Raw genomic sequence first — 15,706 nt, 5'->3', positions numbered from 1 at the left:
TTGGATTCATGCTCGCGTAGATTGTCTGCTGAAAGCGATTACATCCTCGGCCAGGCAACGCACCATTGCTGATGTTGTATAGCAGCGATACATAGTGATTTGGTCTTGTCAGGTAATCGGTGGGATTGGTTCTCATGCCAGCTCCCTTCAGTGGTGCAAGGGCTGTTGTTGGCCTTTTTCGGCAGGGTGTAAGGCTTTTAGAGGTAGAGGCGTTCAGCGTCGTGCGCCAGCCTCCCATTGCTCAGCAGATCCGGATGGAGCTGGCTTGCGTGAAGTCTATGTCTGCTTCCATGCCTGCTGATTTCAGGAATGCTTGCTGAGACGCTGGCAAACTGTCGGTGCCTCCAACGGCGCACGTTGTCTATGTGGTTACTGCTGTTGATGGTCATGTTTTTTCTGTTCTTGCTCCTTTTTGGTCACCACAGCTGAGGCACAGGCTCATTCCCGTTGTGATCTGATCGCGTTGAACCACTCTCGGTGTAGCCATCGGCTGAAGAACTGGTCTTGATTGATTGAGCGGTTGAAGTGCCGATAGCCCCCCCTGTCTGGCGTCGCACCCCAGAGCTGCGAAAGGCATAGCCCTTTGGCATGTGATGGGATTAAGCCAGCGATGCTTTGCTGCCCCTCTTTTAAGCAAGCCGAAGGAAAAGAAAGGCATCCGTTCTTCAGCGATCTCTCATGAGTACCAAATCCGGTGTCTATTTCGAGTGGTTTTCTCTAGCCGACACCAGCGGTGCAGGTTGATTTCGAGGCGCTGCACGTGAGCACGGTGTGAGCTTGAACGCTTAAGAAGTCCTTGGCTGTTTGATCGCCATCGACTGAAACTCGCTTTGAATCCTTGTTTGGAGTGAATGTCTGGCTATTGGATTGGTTGATGATGTGACGCCAAGTCGTTCGTTTGTGGAATGCAGGATCTTGTCATTTCGCTCTGGCTTTCATCTTTTCGTGGCGCAATTTCGTCAGTACCCCAAAGGCCTTTGGCAATGGCGATGTTGTTGAATTGTTGTCGGATTCTTCAGTGGCTGCTAAGCTTGAAAGACAATTGTTTTAATGTCATGGCTAGTCAAAATTTTAATGCCTTTTTGGAGGCCGTTAAATCGGATTCCGGGCTTCAGTCAAAGGTTGACCAGACGACTGGCCCTGATCAGCTCGTCGCGATTGCAAATGAGGCAGGCTTTGCGATTTCTGTTGATGACGTGAATCGTGCTCAGTCTGAGCTGTCCCAAGACGATCTGAAGCATGTTGCAGGGGGTCGGGCCTATGGCAACGGTGTGGGCAATTCCGGCCTTTAGGTTGAGCTGCCCTTAGTTTGAGCCCCAACTGCAGGCTTTGAGTGATGCGTCCAACGCTTTGAGGCCGTGTCTCCTTAGCCTATTTGGGGCGTTAATCAGGCAATATCCCTGTTCTCGTCAATGTTTGTTTGGCGCTAATCATTTTGCGTGCATCAGGATTGGCGCTCAAAGACTGCTCATTGTTTGAGACAGCCTGAACGCAATCATCAGGCTATCTGCGCTGCTTTGACTAGGCGGCGGAAGTCTTCGCCTCGGGCTTCAAAGTCTTTGTACTGATCAAAGCTGGCGCAGGCTGGCGAGAGCAGAAGCGAGTGAGCAGAGTTCGCTGCGCCGCAAGCGATTGCTCTAGGCAGGGCGGCCTCAAGATCGTTCTCCATCCACACGCCGCCAGCGAATCCACAGGCGTGGATCAGCCTTTTCAATTCCTCGGCGCCATTGCCGAAAAGAACCACATCACAGGCCCGTTGCTTCAGCAGGGTGAGCCATTCGGAAGCATCACCTTGTTTTGTCTGTCCGCCAGCAAGCACCACCGTGGGACTGGCTACAGCACGAAGGCCGACGGCGGCTGCGTCGTAATTGGTGGCTTTGCTGTCATTGAAGACCTCCATGCCTTTCAGGAGCCCTAGTGGTTCAAGGCGATGGGGTACTCCAGAAAAACTGCGCAGACCCGCTTCGATCGCCGCCGCGGTTAGGCCGGTCTTGAGTGCCGCGGCTGTGACCAGCAGCATATTTTGGCGATTGTGAGCGCCTGGTAATGACAGGGCTTCAGCAGGGAACAGGCGGTCGGCGGTGTTACGTACCCAGTGCTCCGAATCGATCCACAGCGAGCACGGCATGGTTGGACATGGTTTGGTGCTGACCCAGGTGGCGTCCGTCCATGCGTGCTGATGCTTGCGCAGATCAGGGTCGTCTCCATTCAGGACTGCATGTTCGGAGCGGACTAGCAAGCCACGTTTGATGGAGCGATAGGCCTCAAGTGTTCCGTGTCGCTCGAGATGGTCAGGGGTGAGGGTGGTCCAGATGCCAATCCTGGGTGCTACCTGCTCAGCGGCCTCGATTTGATAGCTGCTCATCTCCATCACCACCCAGTCGGGTTGAGACTGCTTGGTGTTCATGCACTGCAGTGCAAGTTCGGTCGCGGAATGCCCCACATTCCCTGCCATTGGAGCCTTGAGGCCTGCGTTATTCAGCACATGCTGCAGCAGATGGGTCACGGTGGTTTTGCCGTTAGTGCCGGTGATGCCAATCCAGGGGATGTGGCGAAGAGCATCCCAGGCAACGGCCATTTCGCCACACACGTTGATGCCCTTCCGGCGCAATTGGATCATGGCTGGGTGGTCCCAGGCGATCCCAGGACTGATCACGACCTGGTCCAGCGCATCGGCCAAGGGCTCGAATGGATCAGGGTGAAGAGGGCAGCCAAGGTGCACTTCAATGCCAAGTTGACGTAGCGCCTTGGCCGACGCCTTCTGGGTCTTGTCGTTCTTGCTATCCAGCACTGTCACGCTGTGTCCCTGGGCCTGGAGCAGACGCGCCGCTCCCATCCCGGATCGTCCAATCCCGACGACCAGACTGGCTGCCATGGAGAACTCCTGTCCCTGCAAGAGAAATGGGCGATACTGGATTTGAACCAGTGACTCCTACAATGTCAATGTAGTGCTCTACCCCTGAGCTAATCGCCCGCACATTTCACGGTGATGTGAAAGCGGCCTGCACGTTCTGGTGCGCTGAAGAATGTAGCAGCCGGCCAAGATCTGCAGGGCTTACTTGGTGCGTTCAGCTTCTCTCCATTGTGACCCGCCAGCGGTCTCTTTTGGTGAGTTCCAAAGACAGCACTTCCAGGCTGCCACGATCCTGAAGCTGCAGACGGTCGCCGCTGTTGAGAGTTTTGCTGGCCAGCCGCACCGCTTGCCAATTCAGACGCAGGCGTCCGTTGCGGATCTGCTGCAACACCCTGGCGCGGGAGAGGCCGAATCCGGCGGAAGCGATCGCGTCCATTCGGCAAGAGGCCTCAACGCTGGTGAACCGTTTGGCGGTACGGATCGAAGGGAGCTGCAGCATCTCAACCCCTCGCTGTTCCAGCTGAATCTCCACGTCCCTGACGTGACTTGTCGTTCCGTTCAGTGCGGCTGCAGCTTCGGGTGTGCAGAGGGCCTGGGCGCCACGATCGCCACGAACCCAAATGTCGCCGATCTCCCCGTCAGAAACCCCCAGGGAGGAGAGAACGGCACGCATGTCTTCCGGTTCCAGCCGATCAAACAAGAAGTTGCCTTCCACCTCCAACCCCATCACAGGAAGGGGGTGGCGTTCCAGCACGTCATTACCCTCACAGTGCCGACTGATCAGAAGACACTGTCGTTCAGCACCTTGGCGTCCGCCATCGCTGTGCACCTGGAGTTCTGCGAGGTCGAGAAGACGTTCCACTGCCTCCTCCCTCAAGGGGGCTGAAAGAAAGGGAGACCACAGAGGTTGCCAGGTGCGAAGGACAGTTTCTGACAGCTCCAGCAGCGTCTTGATGCCCTGGGGATCCCTGCAGCCTTCAAGCAGCTCTTGTTTGGGCAGCATCACAGATCGTTGAGGCGCACCACCTGGAGTGGTCGGGAGCTCTGTAGCAGCTGCCAGGGCGGCTCGATCCCAGTGGGGGTCTCAAGCAACAACAACCACCGGTTCTCCTCATGTCGGTTGCGCAGGATGCGAACTCCGTCCTCATTTTCGGAGGGCACGCTGGCCGCGGCTGAGTAGCTGCCCATCAGGCCTGCACCCATCCCCAGCAGTCCACCAATCACGGGTTGTCCCCAGGGACCAAGACTGGAAAAGGTTTCGAGGTTCGTGATCTGGGTGAAGGTGAGGCCTGCCATGAAGCCGAACGGCAGTAGCCATCGGGCCATGGACCGTTGGCGTCGCTGTCGGGCAAGGCGAGGAGTGAGCAGATCAACGGAATCGATTGGCGTCCCTTGTTCATTGCGATCCGCAGGCGGAACCAACAAGCAGCGCTGCAGGGGGACTCCGTTGGCCCTCAGCTTCTCCTGCAGGGATGCCGCAGCCACCTGTTCCTTCAGCACCAGCACGCAGACGGGCATGGGCGATTTCCTGAGAGCGTTTAATTCTGGCCTGCGGGCCTGTCTTTAAAGTGGTTTGAGGCAGTCTTTCGCCGGTTGATGACAAAAGTTCTGGTTTCCGATCCCATTGATCAGGCCGGCATCGACATCCTGAGCCAGGTGGCTCAGGTTGATCAACGCACTGGTCTCAGCCCAGAAGAGCTGAAGGGAATCATTGGCGAGTACGACGCTCTGATGATTCGCTCGGGCACGCAGGTCACCGCCGATGTGATTGCAGCGGCCGATCGCCTGCGCATCGTTGGTCGCGCCGGAGTGGGCGTTGACAACGTTGATGTGCCGGCCGCAACCCAGCGTGGGGTGCTCGTGGTCAATTCCCCTGAGGGGAACACGATCGCTGCAGCAGAGCATGCCCTGGCGTTACTGCTCTCGCTGTCCCGCCATGTGCCCCAGGCTCACGCATCGATGCGTCAAGGTGCCTGGGATCGGAAAAAGTACGTCGGAAACGAGCTCTATAAAAAAGTGCTCGGCGTTGTGGGCCTCGGCAAGATCGGCTCCCATGTGGCGAAGGTGGCCAAGTCGATGGGCATGGATGTGATCGCTTACGACCCCTTCGTGTCCAGTGAGCGTGCTCAGCAGATGCAGGTGCGTCTGACGCAGTTGGCTGATCTGTTCAGCAGCGCTGATTACGTGACGCTGCATATCCCGCGAACCCCAGACACCGAAAACCTGGTGAATGCGGAGCTTCTGCGCAGCATGAAATCCACCGCTCGCTTGGTGAACTGTGCCCGTGGCGGAATCATTGATGAAAGTGCCTTGGCCGAGGCGATCGAGAACGGTGTGATCGCAGGGGCCGGGGTGGATGTGTTTGCGACGGAACCACTCGCGGCTGATTCACCGCTGCGCAGTGTTGAGCGTGGTCTGGTGCTGACACCCCACCTTGGTGCGTCCACTGAGGAAGCCCAGGAAAACGTCGCCACCGACGTGGCCGAGCAGATCCGCGATGTGCTCCTCGGTCTGCCGGCACGCAGTGCGGTGAACATCCCCGGTCTCAGTGCCGAGATCATGGAGCGTCTCAAGCCCCATCTGCAGCTGGCCGAAACACTGGGCCTCCTTGTCAGCCAGTTGTCCGGGGGGCAGGTGGAGGAACTGGAGGTCAGGCTCCAGGGTGACTTCTCCGAGTATCCCTCCCAGCCCTTGGTTGTGGCTGCTCTCAAAGGTCTGCTCTCCAGTGCCCTTGGCGAGCGCATCAACTACGTCAATGCTCTGCTTGAGGCCAAGGCCCGCGGTATCCACGTGCTGGAGGTGAAAGACGAGTCCAGTCGTGACTTCGCAGGGGGCTCGCTCCAGCTCACCACCCGCGGCTCCCAGGGGGGGCACAGTGTCACTGGTGCGGTGTTTGCCGATGGTGAGCTGCGTGTCACCACCATCGATGAATTTCCGGTGAATGTGCCGCCCAGTCGGCACATGTTGTTCACCCGGCATCGCGACATGCCCGGGATTATTGGCCAGCTCGGATCCGTGCTGGGTGAGCACAACGTCAATATCGCTTCGATGCAGGTGGGACGTCGCATCGTCCGAGGTGACGCGGTGATGGTTCTCAGCATTGATGACCCAATCCCTCCGAGCCTGCTGGCCACCATCAGTGCCATCAACGGCATCCAGGAAGCACACCCCGTCACCCTCTGACGGCTTGTTGTTCAACCTCCTCTGCCATGACATCGACCTCCCTTCGTTGGTGGCGTCTTTCCTTGCCACTTCAACCCGAACTGGAGGAGTCGCTTCTCTGGAAGATGGAGAGTCTTGGGCTGCATCGCTTGGCGGTGCAGCATGCACCGGAAACGCCAAACCAGTGCACCCTTTTCGCTTGGTTGCCGGAGCCAGAATGGCCTGAAGATCAGCGCACAGAGCTGATCGATAGTCTTCGGCCGTTGGCGACCACGTTCGGCCTGAGCTTGCCCAGCGTGGAATGGAAGCAACTGGATGATGAGGATTGGAGCCTCACCTGGAAACAGCATTGGCAGGCCGATCCCGTTGGAGATCGATTGTTGATCCTGCCTGCCTGGCTTGAGCTGCCTCCGGAACATGCCGATCGTCTGGTGTTGCGGATGGATCCAGGCAGCGCTTTTGGTACTGGCAGTCATCCCACCACTCGGCTTTGCCTCCAGGCCTTGGAAGCCTCTCCCCCTCAGGGCTTGCAGGTGGCCGATCTCGGATGCGGTAGCGGTGTCCTTGGGCTGGCGGCCTTGGCCCTAGGCGCCGAACGGGTGTTAGCGGCAGACACTGATTCTCTCGCCGAACGCTCTACAAGGGATAACGCCAGCCTGAATGGGCTCGACGAAGACCGTCTGATGGTGCGCCAAGGCTCGGTCGAGACATTGGCTGTGATGCATGCAGGTGTTCAATCCCAGCTGTTGCTCTGCAACATCCTGGCGCCTGTGATCGAAGCCCTGGCGCCTCATTTCACCTCGGTGTTGGCCCCGGGAGGGCGCGGCCTTCTCAGTGGTTTGCTTGTAGAACAGGCTCCGCGGCTCACCAGCGTGCTGGAAGAACTGGGATGGACTGTTGTGGCGCTTCGTTCCCAGGGAAGCTGGGGATTGATGGAGATCAGCAGAGTCGAATCTGCATAAGCCTGCCTTATCAGTGCATGGGCTTTGATTGGCCTTGCCTGGAAAGCTCGTCCGAAAAGACTGAGATTGCCCCAGTCCGATGTAGAAGGGTTTGGTCCTGCATGCCTGTTTTTCAGGTCAGTGCGCACTCCATCCATCCATGGCTTCCTACAAGGTCACTCTGGTCGCTGAGAGCGAAGGTCTGAACAAGACCATCGAAGTGCCCGACGATCAGTACATCCTCGACGCCGCTGAAGAGCAGGGCATCGATCTGCCCTATTCCTGCCGTGCAGGCGCCTGCTCCACCTGCGCTGGCAAGATCACCTCTGGCACTGTCGACCAGTCCGACCAGAGCTTCCTCGACGACGACCAGATTGAAGCTGGCTTCGTTCTGACCTGTGTGGCGTATCCCACGTCAGATTGCACCATCAAGACCCACGCTGAAGAAGAGCTCTATTGAGTTCGACCTCAGGGTCCTGAATCTCGTATGCAGTCCTCCGTCGCTTTGATGGACTGTCCATCCGCCACCCCCAGGGGTGGCTTTTTGATGGCATCGTGAACGCACGATCAGGATCTTCCATGCCTGCAGCGTCAGCCGCTGCTTCTGCCTCCTCCAGGCCTGAAGTCGATGCACTGATGGAACACGGCAGTGTTCACACCAGTCCTGGTGGGCAATACAGCTTTCGGGTCATTGGACCCTGCTGCCGCCTTTTCGATCGGGAGGAGCTGCCTTGGCCCTGTTGCCGTCTCGTCTGGCGAAGCAAGGAGCCCAGTTGGAGAAGGGTCGGACGTCGCTTTGTTCCTGATCTGGCGGCGCGCCGATGCCCCTCCTATGCCGTCGAGTTGTTGCAACCTGGCTCAAGACCCACGGCCACGGTGCTGACGCTGTTCTCCATCCGTTTCAGCTCTTCGCTGCAGGAATGGTGGTATAGCCGCCATCCCCGTTCGTTTGAACCGGCGAATACAGCACCGGGTCCCCAGTCATAAAAAAGCCGCCCTTTGGGGCGGCTTTTGAATTGAGAGCTGGTTGAGAGATCAGAAGTAGATCTTTCCGCCGCCCCATTCTTTGCCAAGCACCTTTGGTGCCACAAGGATGTAGCCAGCCATCAGGCGGAGGTCTTCATCGGTGAGATCACGCATTGCTGGATAGAGGTCGCGGCTGCGCATGCTGGGGTGGACGTCAGCAATGCTGTATTCGCCGTCGTAGGAGGTTGGATCGTTGATGTAATCCACCAGGCCTTCAATGCTGTCGCGCGCTGGAGTTGCCAGCGCAAGGGTCTCAGGGTCGAGTCCCACGTTGTGGTTGGTCTTGGTAATACCACCGGCATGGCAGGTGCCACAGCTGGTGTTGAACACCTTGCGGCCCGTTTTGATCTCTTGCTCGGAGAAGGTCACCTCAGCGCCGCTGGTGTCAGCGGGAACGGTGAGGGTCTGGGCATCCCACTGGGCAGCAAGAGCGGGGGAGCTGAAGGCGAGAGCGACCAACGCAGGCAGCACGAGCAGCAGTCGGCTCAGGGACCGTCGCAGGGAATGGAAGGGAGAGACCATGAAGGACACCAGAATCTGACGGATACACCGCACCAAGTTCTTGTATCACGCGGTGATGGTCCCTTGGTGATGTTCCTTGAGCGTGCTCATGAACTGTTGCAGCCGGGAGGATGGGTTGTGGTTCCGCTCACTCAGCCGGTTGGATGTCCAGGGTGAGGAAGTCCTTGGCGAGGAGGGTATTGGGGAAGATTGCCTGTGCCTCATGCAGCAGGTCGTCAGGGGTGACGGCATTGCCCGGCGCATACCGGGGGCTGAGGTGGGTGAGAGCCAGTTGCTTGACCCCAGCTTCCGCTGCGGTTTGAGCCGCCATGGTGCTGGTGGAGTGTTGGCGCTGGAAGGCCATCTCCGCTTCGGCATGGGAGAAGGTGGCTTCATGGATCAGCAGATCGGCGCCGCGGGCTAGCTCCACAGCCGCCTCGCAAAACACAGTGTCTGTGCAGTACACAACGCTGACCCCAGGCCGTTCCGGTCCGCAAAGTTCCCGACCGTCGATGCGGCGGCCATCCTCCAGAGTGATTGTCCTTCCCTGCTTGAGTTGGGCATAGACAGGGCCAGGCGGAATCTTTAGGGCACGGGCTTTGTCGATGTCGAATCGCCCTCTGCGTGGTTTTTGGTCGATCCGGTACGCGTAGGCGGGAACCCGATGGGTGAGGGGAGTGGCGCGCACAATGATGTCGTCGTCTTCAAGCACCAGCTGCCCTTGCTGGGCGGCCTCTTTCACCCGATGCACAGTGATCGGATAGCCGATTCGGGTGGAGCTTGTCCGCAGCACTCCCTGCAGATAGTCCTCCAGGGCCTCAGGACCATAGAGATCCACTCCCGAACTGTTGCCGGCCAGTCCGAGGCTGGCCAGCAGACCAGGCAGGCCGAAGACATGGTCGCCATGCATATGGGTGACGAACACCCTTCGCAGTTGGGAAAGGCGCAGCTCGCTGCGCAGAAATTGATGTTGTGTGCCCTCTCCACAATCGAACAGCCAGAGTTCCGACCGCTGCGGTAATCGCAGTGCCACAGCTGAAACGTTTCTGGCCCGGGTGGGAACGCCGGAACTGGTGCCGAGGAAAGTGACCTGCACGGTCTGGGGCGGGCAAGCATCAAATTTGCCATGCAGCACCCTGGATGAACGGGGCAGAGGGGGGCACACTGAGCTGCCCTGCCGATCGGATCGCGTGGTGAGGCCCTTCCCTTCCCTTCTGTTCGGACCCGTTGCCGCTCTGTTGTTGCAACCGTTGCTGCCGGCCATGGTGCCAGCAGCAGCTGTTGAGATTGCTGCTCGGCAACCCCAGATGCGGGTGTTGGTCGCGGAGGGGAGCACATTGCGTCTGCGCGCCGATGGTCGAGAGCGCTTGGAACTGTCAGGACTGGGGGGGGAGCCGCTGCAACTGTCCCGTCTTCTGATCAAAAGCAGCCACGGAGCATGGCTGATCGAGTCTCCTGAGCTGGGACGTCGGCGCCTTCCTCGCACAGCCAGATTGACGATCCACAGCAGAGATCCGCGTGGTATCTGGCTCGGTCAGCGTCGCTATAGCGGTGAACTACGTCTGGCGTCACGAGAGGGTCGGATCCAGGTGGTCAACCATCTCGGCATCGAGAGTTATCTGGCCAGTGTGGTGGGCAGTGAAATGCCTCAGGACTGGCCGATGGCCGCGCTGCAGGCTCAGGCGGTTGCTGCTCGCACCTATGCCCTGCGTCAGCGCGGACGCAACGGCAGCTTTGACTTGAAAGCGACTGTTGCCAGTCAGGTGTATCAAGGGTTGGAATCGGCGACGCCCCGCACCCGCGAGGCTGTGGACAGCACCCGCTCCTTGGTCATGGTGCATGGCGGCAAGCTGATCAGCGCTGTCTTTCACAGCAGCTCCGGCGGTGCGACCGAGCCCAGTGGTGAGGTGTGGCGCAACCAGCTGCCTTATCTGGTGAGCGTGCGCGATCACGATCAAAACAGCCCGGTGCATCGCTGGGAGCAGCGCTTTGATACCCGTCAGCTCAAGAAGGCCTTTCGGGAAACGGGGGGGCTGCAAAGGTTGGAGGTGTTGCAGACCAGCTCGACCGGCCGACTGCGCTCAGTGCGCGTGCGCGGTCCTCGAGGTGCGCTTGAACTCACGGGCCGGGAGTTGCGCCAGCGCCTTGGTCTTAAAAGCACGATGGTCAGTTTCAATTGGCTTGCCCAAGCACCCGTCGCTGCGATGCCCGCTACGAGCCCCCTCCCGTCGACGGCGGCTGCAGTGCCCGCACCCACCACAAGCCGGATGCGTGACAGGGCGGTCTTGATCGGCGTGTGGCGGGATTCGGCGACTGGATCTGTTGATGTCGACTCCAAGGGACCTGCCTCCTTGCCTGCGACCTCCTCTGCTGCTCGGCCTGGGGTGATGCCTCCGCCGCCCCCGCCACTGCAGCCCTCTCCCCTTTTGACTAGAGGTGGTGGCACCAAGAGAGTGTTGGCGGTTCGCGGTCGCGGTTTCGGCCACGGCGTCGGCATGAGTCAGTGGGGAGCCCGTGGCCTGGCGGAGCAGGGCGCTGACTTCCGCCAGATTCTCCAGCACTATTACCGCGGTGTCACGATCCGACCGTTCTTGCCTGCTGATGACCCGGCGATGGCATGGATCGCCCCACTCAGGCCAGCCTGGAGCAGTTGATAGTTCTCATCGTTGGATCTCCAGCAACTTCCGCACACGATTGTTGTCTCACAGCGAGCCGATCCAGCCGCGCTGATGGACGCCATCGTTGATGACTGGGAAGGGCAGCTACGCAAGCGGTTGAACACGGTGGCCCCCCGTCCGTTGGGCCTGGCCACCGGACGCACGATGGAATTGTTCTATGCGGCCTTGGTGGGGCGCCTGCAGCAATGGAGCGGCTCTGACTTGGAGCGGCTCCGTAGCGGCTGGCTCAGTTTCAATCTCGATGAATATGTCGGTCTTTCCAGCACGCATGCCAACAGCTTTGCCTGCTACATGAAGCAGAGGCTGGCAGACCCGCTGGGATTGCTTCCCGAGCAACTGCATCTGCCCGATGGTGCAGCGGCCCAGCCTGATCTGGAAGCAAGGCGTTATAGCCAGGAGCTGCAGATGGCCGGTGGCATCGGAGTGCAGCTGTTAGGGCTCGGTGCTAATGGCCATATTGGCTTCAATGAACCCCCCTGCGGTGCCGATGCACCCTGTCGCTGCGTTCAGCTCTGCGCTGCCACCCGTGAGCAGAACGCAGCGGCCTTTGGTGGCGTGTCTGATCAGGTGCCGGCTCGGGCGATCACCCTTGGTATTGCAGAGATTCTTGCTGCGCAGGAGCTGCATCTGATCGTCACAGGGGCGACGAAAACTGAGATTCTCCAGCGCGTGTTTGCCAACGGTTGCGACCCCTCCTTGCCTGCAAGCTGGTTACTGCGTCATCCGCGGGTTCGGCTTTGGGTTGATGATGCCGCCCTTGGGTTGCGATAACGGCACCTTGACGGACTGGCGCTTCTGGGTTGATCGCGGCGGTACCTTCACGGACCTGGTCGGGATGGCTCCGGACGGACGTCTGGTGGTCCGAAAAGTGCTCTCTGAGCAGCCGTGGAAATCAGGAGATCCCGCAGTGCATGCCATGCAGGAGATGCTGCTAGAGGAGGGGCTTTCTGAGGAGCAGGAGTCCTTTATCGGGGAGCTGAGGCTGGGCACGACTGTCGCGACCAATGCCCTGCTGGAGGGCGCTGGGGAGCCTGTCCTTTTGCTGACCAATGCTGGCCTTGAGGATCTATTACGCATCGGTGATCAGCACCGAGCGGATCTTTTCGCTCTCGAACTCCAGGAGCCGCCCTTTCTTGCGGTGGCGGTGGAGGCGGTGAACGGGCGGCTTGATGCCGATGGTGCGGAGGTGACTCCGCTGCAGCTTGATGATGCGCTTGAGGAGCGACTGCGTCATCACCACCGTCAGGGATTGCGCTGTTGTGCCATCGCTCTGTTGCATGCCTGGCGCTATCCAGAGCATGAACAACGATTGGAGGCCCTTGCTCGGCGGATCGGTTTCACCACCGTTGTCTGTTCTCATCGGGTGTGTCCGTTGCCGAGGTTGGTGCCGCGCGGGCAGACCACGCTGGTGGAGGCGACGGTGGCGCCATGTCTCTTTGGCTATCTGCAACAGGTGCAGCAGGCGCTCGGCCACCGGACTCAGTTACGGGTAATGACCTCCAGCGGTGCCCTGCAGGCACCAGGGCGCCTCCAGGCCAAGGACACGATTCTGTCTGGTCCCGCCGGGGGAATGGTGGGAGCGGTGGCGGTGGCGCGTAGGGCGGGTTTCGCGACCCAGCCGCTGGTGGGCTTCGATATGGGCGGCACCAGTACGGACGTGTTTTGTCTCCCGGCCGGTGCCTCGGACACTGCTTGGGAGCGCAGCGCTGAAACGGAGGTGGCTGGGTTGACGCTTTTGGCTCCAAGGCTGCCCATTCACACGGTGGCCGCTGGGGGAGGGTCGATCATTGATCGGCATGGTGATCGCCTCACCGTCGGTCCCCGTTCCGCCGGTGCTGATCCGGGGCCTGCCTGTTACCGCCGCGGTGGTCCGCTCACGATCACAGACGCAAACATGCTGCTGGGACGACTGCAGGTGCAGGGTTTCCCGGCTGTGTTTGGTGAAGCCGGTAACCAGTTGCCCGATGGGGAGGTAGTGCAGCAACGCTTTGCTGCGCTTGCCGAGGCCCTTGCCTGCACCCCTGAGCAGTTGGCGGAAGGGGCCCTCGATCTTGCGGTGGAAACCATGGCGGCTGCGATTGAGCAGGTGTCGCTTTGCCGTGGCCATGACATCCGTGGTGGGGTGTTGGTGGCCTATGGCGGAGCCGCTGGGCAACTGGCTTGCCGTGTGGCTCGCGCTCTCGGTCTTCGTCAGGTGTTGCTGCATCCTCTGGCAGGCGTGCTGTCGGCTTACGGCATGGGACAGGCGCGTCAGCGTCAGTGGCGACAGGGTGCCGTGCGCCAGCCATTGCAGGAGAAGCAGCTGCTTCCGTTAGCGGAGCAGCTGCGTGCGGCTCTGGAGCTGGCAGAGCAGCAATTGCTTGCCGATGGCGACGCACAGGGCGGTCGCCTGCAACGGAGAGTGTCGTTGGAGTTGCGTGATCCAGCCTCCGAGCAGGGGTTGATAGTTCCGATTGCCGATCCAGGCGAGGCCAAGCTCCTGGCCTTGCCAACGATCACCGACCTAGAAGGAGCCTTTGCCAGGCTGCATCAGCAGCGTTTCGGTTTTGTCCCCCAGCGCCAGGTCCCTCTTGTGGTGGAGCGGTTTGAGGTGGAGGTGGTGGCGCCCCCTCTGTTGGCCATGCCGTCGGCTGGTGGGTCTGGTGCCGAGGCCACCCCGTCCGTGGTGGCTTCAGCCGACCGATCTGAGCTCGTCTCGATGCACTGCCCTGGGCGTGGCTGGTGTTTGGTTCCGTTGTGGCGTCGTGAGCAGCTGCACGAGGGTCAGCACTTGGTTGGCCCTGGCCTGATCCTTGAAGCCACCGGGTGCATTGTGCTGGACCCCGGTTGGAGGGCCCGCTGCGCCTGTCATGGCGATCTCATTCTTGAAGACCTTGTGATCAGTGGTCGGGGTGTGAAAGCGGGGAGCGATTTAGCCTCAGCAGGTTCCGATCGGGTGCCTCAGGCCGCTGAGGCTTTGGCTGGTGGGGGTGCCGATGAGGCTGTGGATCCAGTGGACCTCAGCTTGTTTCACCATCGCTTCATGGTGATCGCCGAACGGATGGGGGAGCGGCTGCGGCAGACCAGTCGGTCTGTGAATATCCGCGAACGGCTCGACTTCTCCTGTGCCTTGTTTGATGGTGCTGGTGCCTTGGTGGCCAATGCTCCCCACATCCCAGTGCACTTGGGGTCGATGGGGGAGGCGGTGGTTGATTTGCTCACTGAGGTGGCGGCCGGCAAGGCCCCGCCGCTGCAGCCAGGTGATGTGGTGATCAGCAATGACCCTTTCCATGGAGGAACCCATCTGCCAGATATCACTGCGATCACACCTGTGTTCGCAGGGGGAAGTGAACCGCTCTTCTTCGTGGCCAGTAGGGGCCACCATGCGGATGTGGGTGGTCTGACCCCCGGCTCGATGCCTCCCTTCAGTCGATGCATTGAGGACGAGGGGTTGTGCTTGCGTCACTGGCCTCTGGTGCGGCAAGGACGTCTGGATCGCGAGGCCTGGACGACGCGCCTTGCAGCCGAGCGGTTGCCGCCGCGCTGCCCTGATGTCCTTCTTGCTGACCTCCAGGCCCAGGTCGCTGCCAATCGGCTCGGTGTGGACTTGCTCGAGGCTCTTGTGGCCCGAGAGGGCCACAAGAGGGTGGCTGGTTACATGGATTATGTGCAGCAGCACGCTGCGGAGGCGGTGGAAACGCTGCTCTCTCGTCTATCCGATCAGTGCTTTGAGGTGAAGCTCGACAACGGTGCTCGCCTGCAGCTTGAGGTCCGGGTGGATCAGACGCGGCGGCGAGCCCATCTCGATTTCAGTGGCAGTTCGCCGCAGGCAGACCACAACTTTCATGCTCCGCTGGCGGTGACGAAGGCGGCAGTGCTCTACGTGATGCGCTGTCTTGTGCAGGAACCCATCCCTCTGAATGCTGGCTGCTTTCGCCCCCTCACACTCACGGTGCCGTTTGGATCGCTGTTGAATCCGCAAGCGCCTGCGGCTGTCGTTGGCGGCAATGTGGAGACCTCCCAGGCACTCTGCAATCTGCTGTTTGCTGCGCTGGGGGTGATGGCTGCCTCCCAAGGCACCATGAACAATCTCAGCTTCGGCAACCAGCACTTTCAGTATTACGAGACCATCGCAGGAGGCAGCGGCGCAGGAGAAGGCTTTGCTGGTGCATCGGGTCTGCAATGTCATATGACCAATTCCCGGCTGACAGATCCCGAGGTTCTTGAACAGCGCTTTCCTGTTCGCCTGGAGCGCTTCGCTCGCCGCAAGGGCAGTGGTGGCGAGGGGCGATGGCCCGGGGGAGATGGGCTGGAACGCCGTTTACGTTTCCTTGCACCCATGACGGTCGGACTGCTGTCCGGTAGTCGTTTCGTCTCGCCGTTCGGGCTTGCGGGTGGAGGGGATGGACTCTGTGGGAGCAATCAGCTCGAACGCGCCGATGGGTCCAGGGAGCACTTGCCCGGTTGTGTGCAGCTTCAATTGGAGGAAGGTGATTGTCTGACGATTGCGACTCCAGGCGGAGGCGGCTGGGGCATACCGCAATGATTGGAATTGCTGGGTCTGT

At 60.1% G+C, this 15,706-nt stretch carries 13 protein-coding genes and 1 tRNA gene; 8 read left to right on the top strand and 6 right to left on the bottom strand.

Annotation, left to right across the window (positions count from 1 at the left end; all coding sequences use genetic code 11):
* Window positions 1-905 precede the first annotated feature (905 nt).
* Complete coding sequence (locus DXY10_RS14920) at window positions 906-1,292, top strand: Nif11-like leader peptide family natural product precursor (protein WP_244282283.1); 387 nt, start codon at window positions 906-908, stop codon at window positions 1,290-1,292.
* 206 nt (window positions 1,293-1,498) lie between these two features.
* On the opposite strand, the gene murD is transcribed toward DXY10_RS14920, so the two are convergent.
* The 4 genes from murD to DXY10_RS11650 form a co-directional block, all read right to left on the bottom strand.
* On the bottom strand, window positions 1,499-2,875 hold the full coding sequence (murD, locus tag DXY10_RS11665; RefSeq protein ID WP_115019657.1) for a UDP-N-acetylmuramoyl-L-alanine--D-glutamate ligase: 1,377 nt from the start codon (window positions 2,873-2,875) through the stop codon (window positions 1,499-1,501).
* A 27-nt stretch (window positions 2,876-2,902) separates the two neighbouring features.
* Window positions 2,903-2,974: transfer RNA gene (locus tag DXY10_RS11660), tRNA-Val, on the bottom strand.
* Between the two features lie 94 nt (window positions 2,975-3,068).
* Complete coding sequence (locus tag DXY10_RS11655; RefSeq protein WP_371411151.1) at window positions 3,069-3,860, bottom strand: photosystem II S4 domain protein; 792 nt, start codon at window positions 3,858-3,860, stop codon at window positions 3,069-3,071.
* Complete coding sequence (locus DXY10_RS11650; RefSeq protein ID WP_115019483.1) at window positions 3,857-4,372, bottom strand: hypothetical protein; 516 nt, start codon at window positions 4,370-4,372, stop codon at window positions 3,857-3,859. The genes DXY10_RS11655 and DXY10_RS11650 overlap by 4 nt, the downstream gene beginning before the upstream one ends.
* Before the next feature lie 78 nt (window positions 4,373-4,450).
* Here DXY10_RS11650 and serA point away from each other — a divergent pair, with 78 nt between their 5' ends.
* The 4 genes from serA to DXY10_RS11630 all read left to right on the top strand — a co-directional run bounded on the left by serA (window position 4,451) and on the right by DXY10_RS11630 (window position 7,944).
* Window positions 4,451-6,037 carry a phosphoglycerate dehydrogenase gene (serA, locus tag DXY10_RS11645; RefSeq protein ID WP_115019482.1) on the top strand — a complete coding sequence of 529 codons (1,587 nt, stop codon included), beginning with the start codon at window positions 4,451-4,453 and terminating at the stop codon, window positions 6,035-6,037.
* Window positions 6,038-6,063: 26 nt separating this feature from the next.
* The gene (gene prmA / locus DXY10_RS11640; RefSeq protein ID WP_115019480.1) at window positions 6,064-6,978 is read left to right on the top strand and encodes a 50S ribosomal protein L11 methyltransferase; all 915 of its coding nucleotides are present in this window, start codon (window positions 6,064-6,066) and stop codon (window positions 6,976-6,978) included.
* Window positions 6,979-7,117: 139 nt separating this feature from the next.
* Window positions 7,118-7,417, top strand: a complete 300-nt coding sequence (locus DXY10_RS11635; RefSeq protein WP_115019479.1) for a ferredoxin — start codon at window positions 7,118-7,120, stop codon at window positions 7,415-7,417.
* A gap of 119 nt (window positions 7,418-7,536) precedes the next feature.
* Complete coding sequence (locus DXY10_RS11630; RefSeq protein WP_170955826.1) at window positions 7,537-7,944, top strand: hypothetical protein; 408 nt, start codon at window positions 7,537-7,539, stop codon at window positions 7,942-7,944.
* Window positions 7,945-7,992: 48 nt separating this feature from the next.
* On the opposite strand, the gene psbV is transcribed toward DXY10_RS11630, so the two are convergent.
* Together psbV and DXY10_RS11620 are read right to left on the bottom strand one after the other, a co-directional pair.
* Window positions 7,993-8,505: a photosystem II cytochrome c-550 gene (gene psbV / locus DXY10_RS11625; protein ID WP_244282282.1), complete on the bottom strand. Its 513-nt coding sequence runs from the start codon at window positions 8,503-8,505 to the stop codon at window positions 7,993-7,995.
* Window positions 8,506-8,632: 127 nt separating this feature from the next.
* On the bottom strand, window positions 8,633-9,580 hold the full coding sequence (locus DXY10_RS11620; RefSeq protein ID WP_115019653.1) for a ribonuclease Z: 948 nt from the start codon (window positions 9,578-9,580) through the stop codon (window positions 8,633-8,635).
* A gap of 166 nt (window positions 9,581-9,746) precedes the next feature.
* Between DXY10_RS11620 and DXY10_RS11615 the strand changes: the two genes are divergently transcribed.
* The 3 genes from DXY10_RS11615 (at window position 9,747) to DXY10_RS11605 (ending at window position 15,687) form a co-directional block, all read left to right on the top strand.
* Window positions 9,747-11,138, top strand: coding sequence for a SpoIID/LytB domain-containing protein (locus DXY10_RS11615; RefSeq protein WP_115019477.1), 1,392 nt, complete (start codon window positions 9,747-9,749; stop codon window positions 11,136-11,138).
* A 75-nt stretch (window positions 11,139-11,213) separates the two neighbouring features.
* Window positions 11,214-11,933, top strand: coding sequence for a glucosamine-6-phosphate deaminase (locus DXY10_RS11610; protein WP_115019651.1), 720 nt, complete (start codon window positions 11,214-11,216; stop codon window positions 11,931-11,933).
* Entirely contained in the window at window positions 11,920-15,687 is a 3,768-nt protein-coding gene (locus DXY10_RS11605; RefSeq protein WP_256359481.1) for a hydantoinase B/oxoprolinase family protein, read from the top strand. The genes DXY10_RS11610 and DXY10_RS11605 overlap by 14 nt, the downstream gene beginning before the upstream one ends.
* The last annotated feature ends 19 nt before the right edge of the window (window positions 15,688-15,706 follow it).

The sequence above is a fragment of the Synechococcus sp. UW140 genome, from assembly GCF_900474295.1.
Taxonomy (GTDB): Bacteria; Cyanobacteriota; Cyanobacteriia; order PCC-6307; family Cyanobiaceae; genus Synechococcus_C.
The sequence above is the reverse complement of the archived record's forward strand: the minus strand, read 5'-3'. Positions and strand labels throughout refer to the sequence as shown.

Excerpts from the sequence above, each read along its gene's own strand:
- DXY10_RS14920 (WP_244282283.1), top strand. The coding sequence starts at position 906 with ATGCAGGATCTTGTCATTTCGCTCTGGCTTTCATCTTTTCGTGGCGCA.
- murD (WP_115019657.1), bottom strand. The coding sequence starts at position 2,875 with ATGGCAGCCAGTCTGGTCGTCGGGATTGGACGATCCGGGATGGGAGCG.
- DXY10_RS11650 (WP_115019483.1), bottom strand. The coding sequence starts at position 4,372 with ATGCCCGTCTGCGTGCTGGTGCTGAAGGAACAGGTGGCTGCGGCATCC.
- serA (WP_115019482.1), top strand. The coding sequence starts at position 4,451 with ATGACAAAAGTTCTGGTTTCCGATCCCATTGATCAGGCCGGCATCGAC.
- prmA (WP_115019480.1), top strand. The coding sequence starts at position 6,064 with ATGACATCGACCTCCCTTCGTTGGTGGCGTCTTTCCTTGCCACTTCAA.
- DXY10_RS11635 (WP_115019479.1), top strand. The coding sequence starts at position 7,118 with ATGGCTTCCTACAAGGTCACTCTGGTCGCTGAGAGCGAAGGTCTGAAC.
- DXY10_RS11630 (WP_170955826.1), top strand. The coding sequence starts at position 7,537 with ATGCCTGCAGCGTCAGCCGCTGCTTCTGCCTCCTCCAGGCCTGAAGTC.
- psbV (WP_244282282.1), bottom strand. The coding sequence starts at position 8,505 with ATGGTCTCTCCCTTCCATTCCCTGCGACGGTCCCTGAGCCGACTGCTG.
- DXY10_RS11615 (WP_115019477.1), top strand. The coding sequence starts at position 9,747 with ATGGTGCCAGCAGCAGCTGTTGAGATTGCTGCTCGGCAACCCCAGATG.
- DXY10_RS11610 (WP_115019651.1), top strand. The coding sequence starts at position 11,214 with ATGGACGCCATCGTTGATGACTGGGAAGGGCAGCTACGCAAGCGGTTG.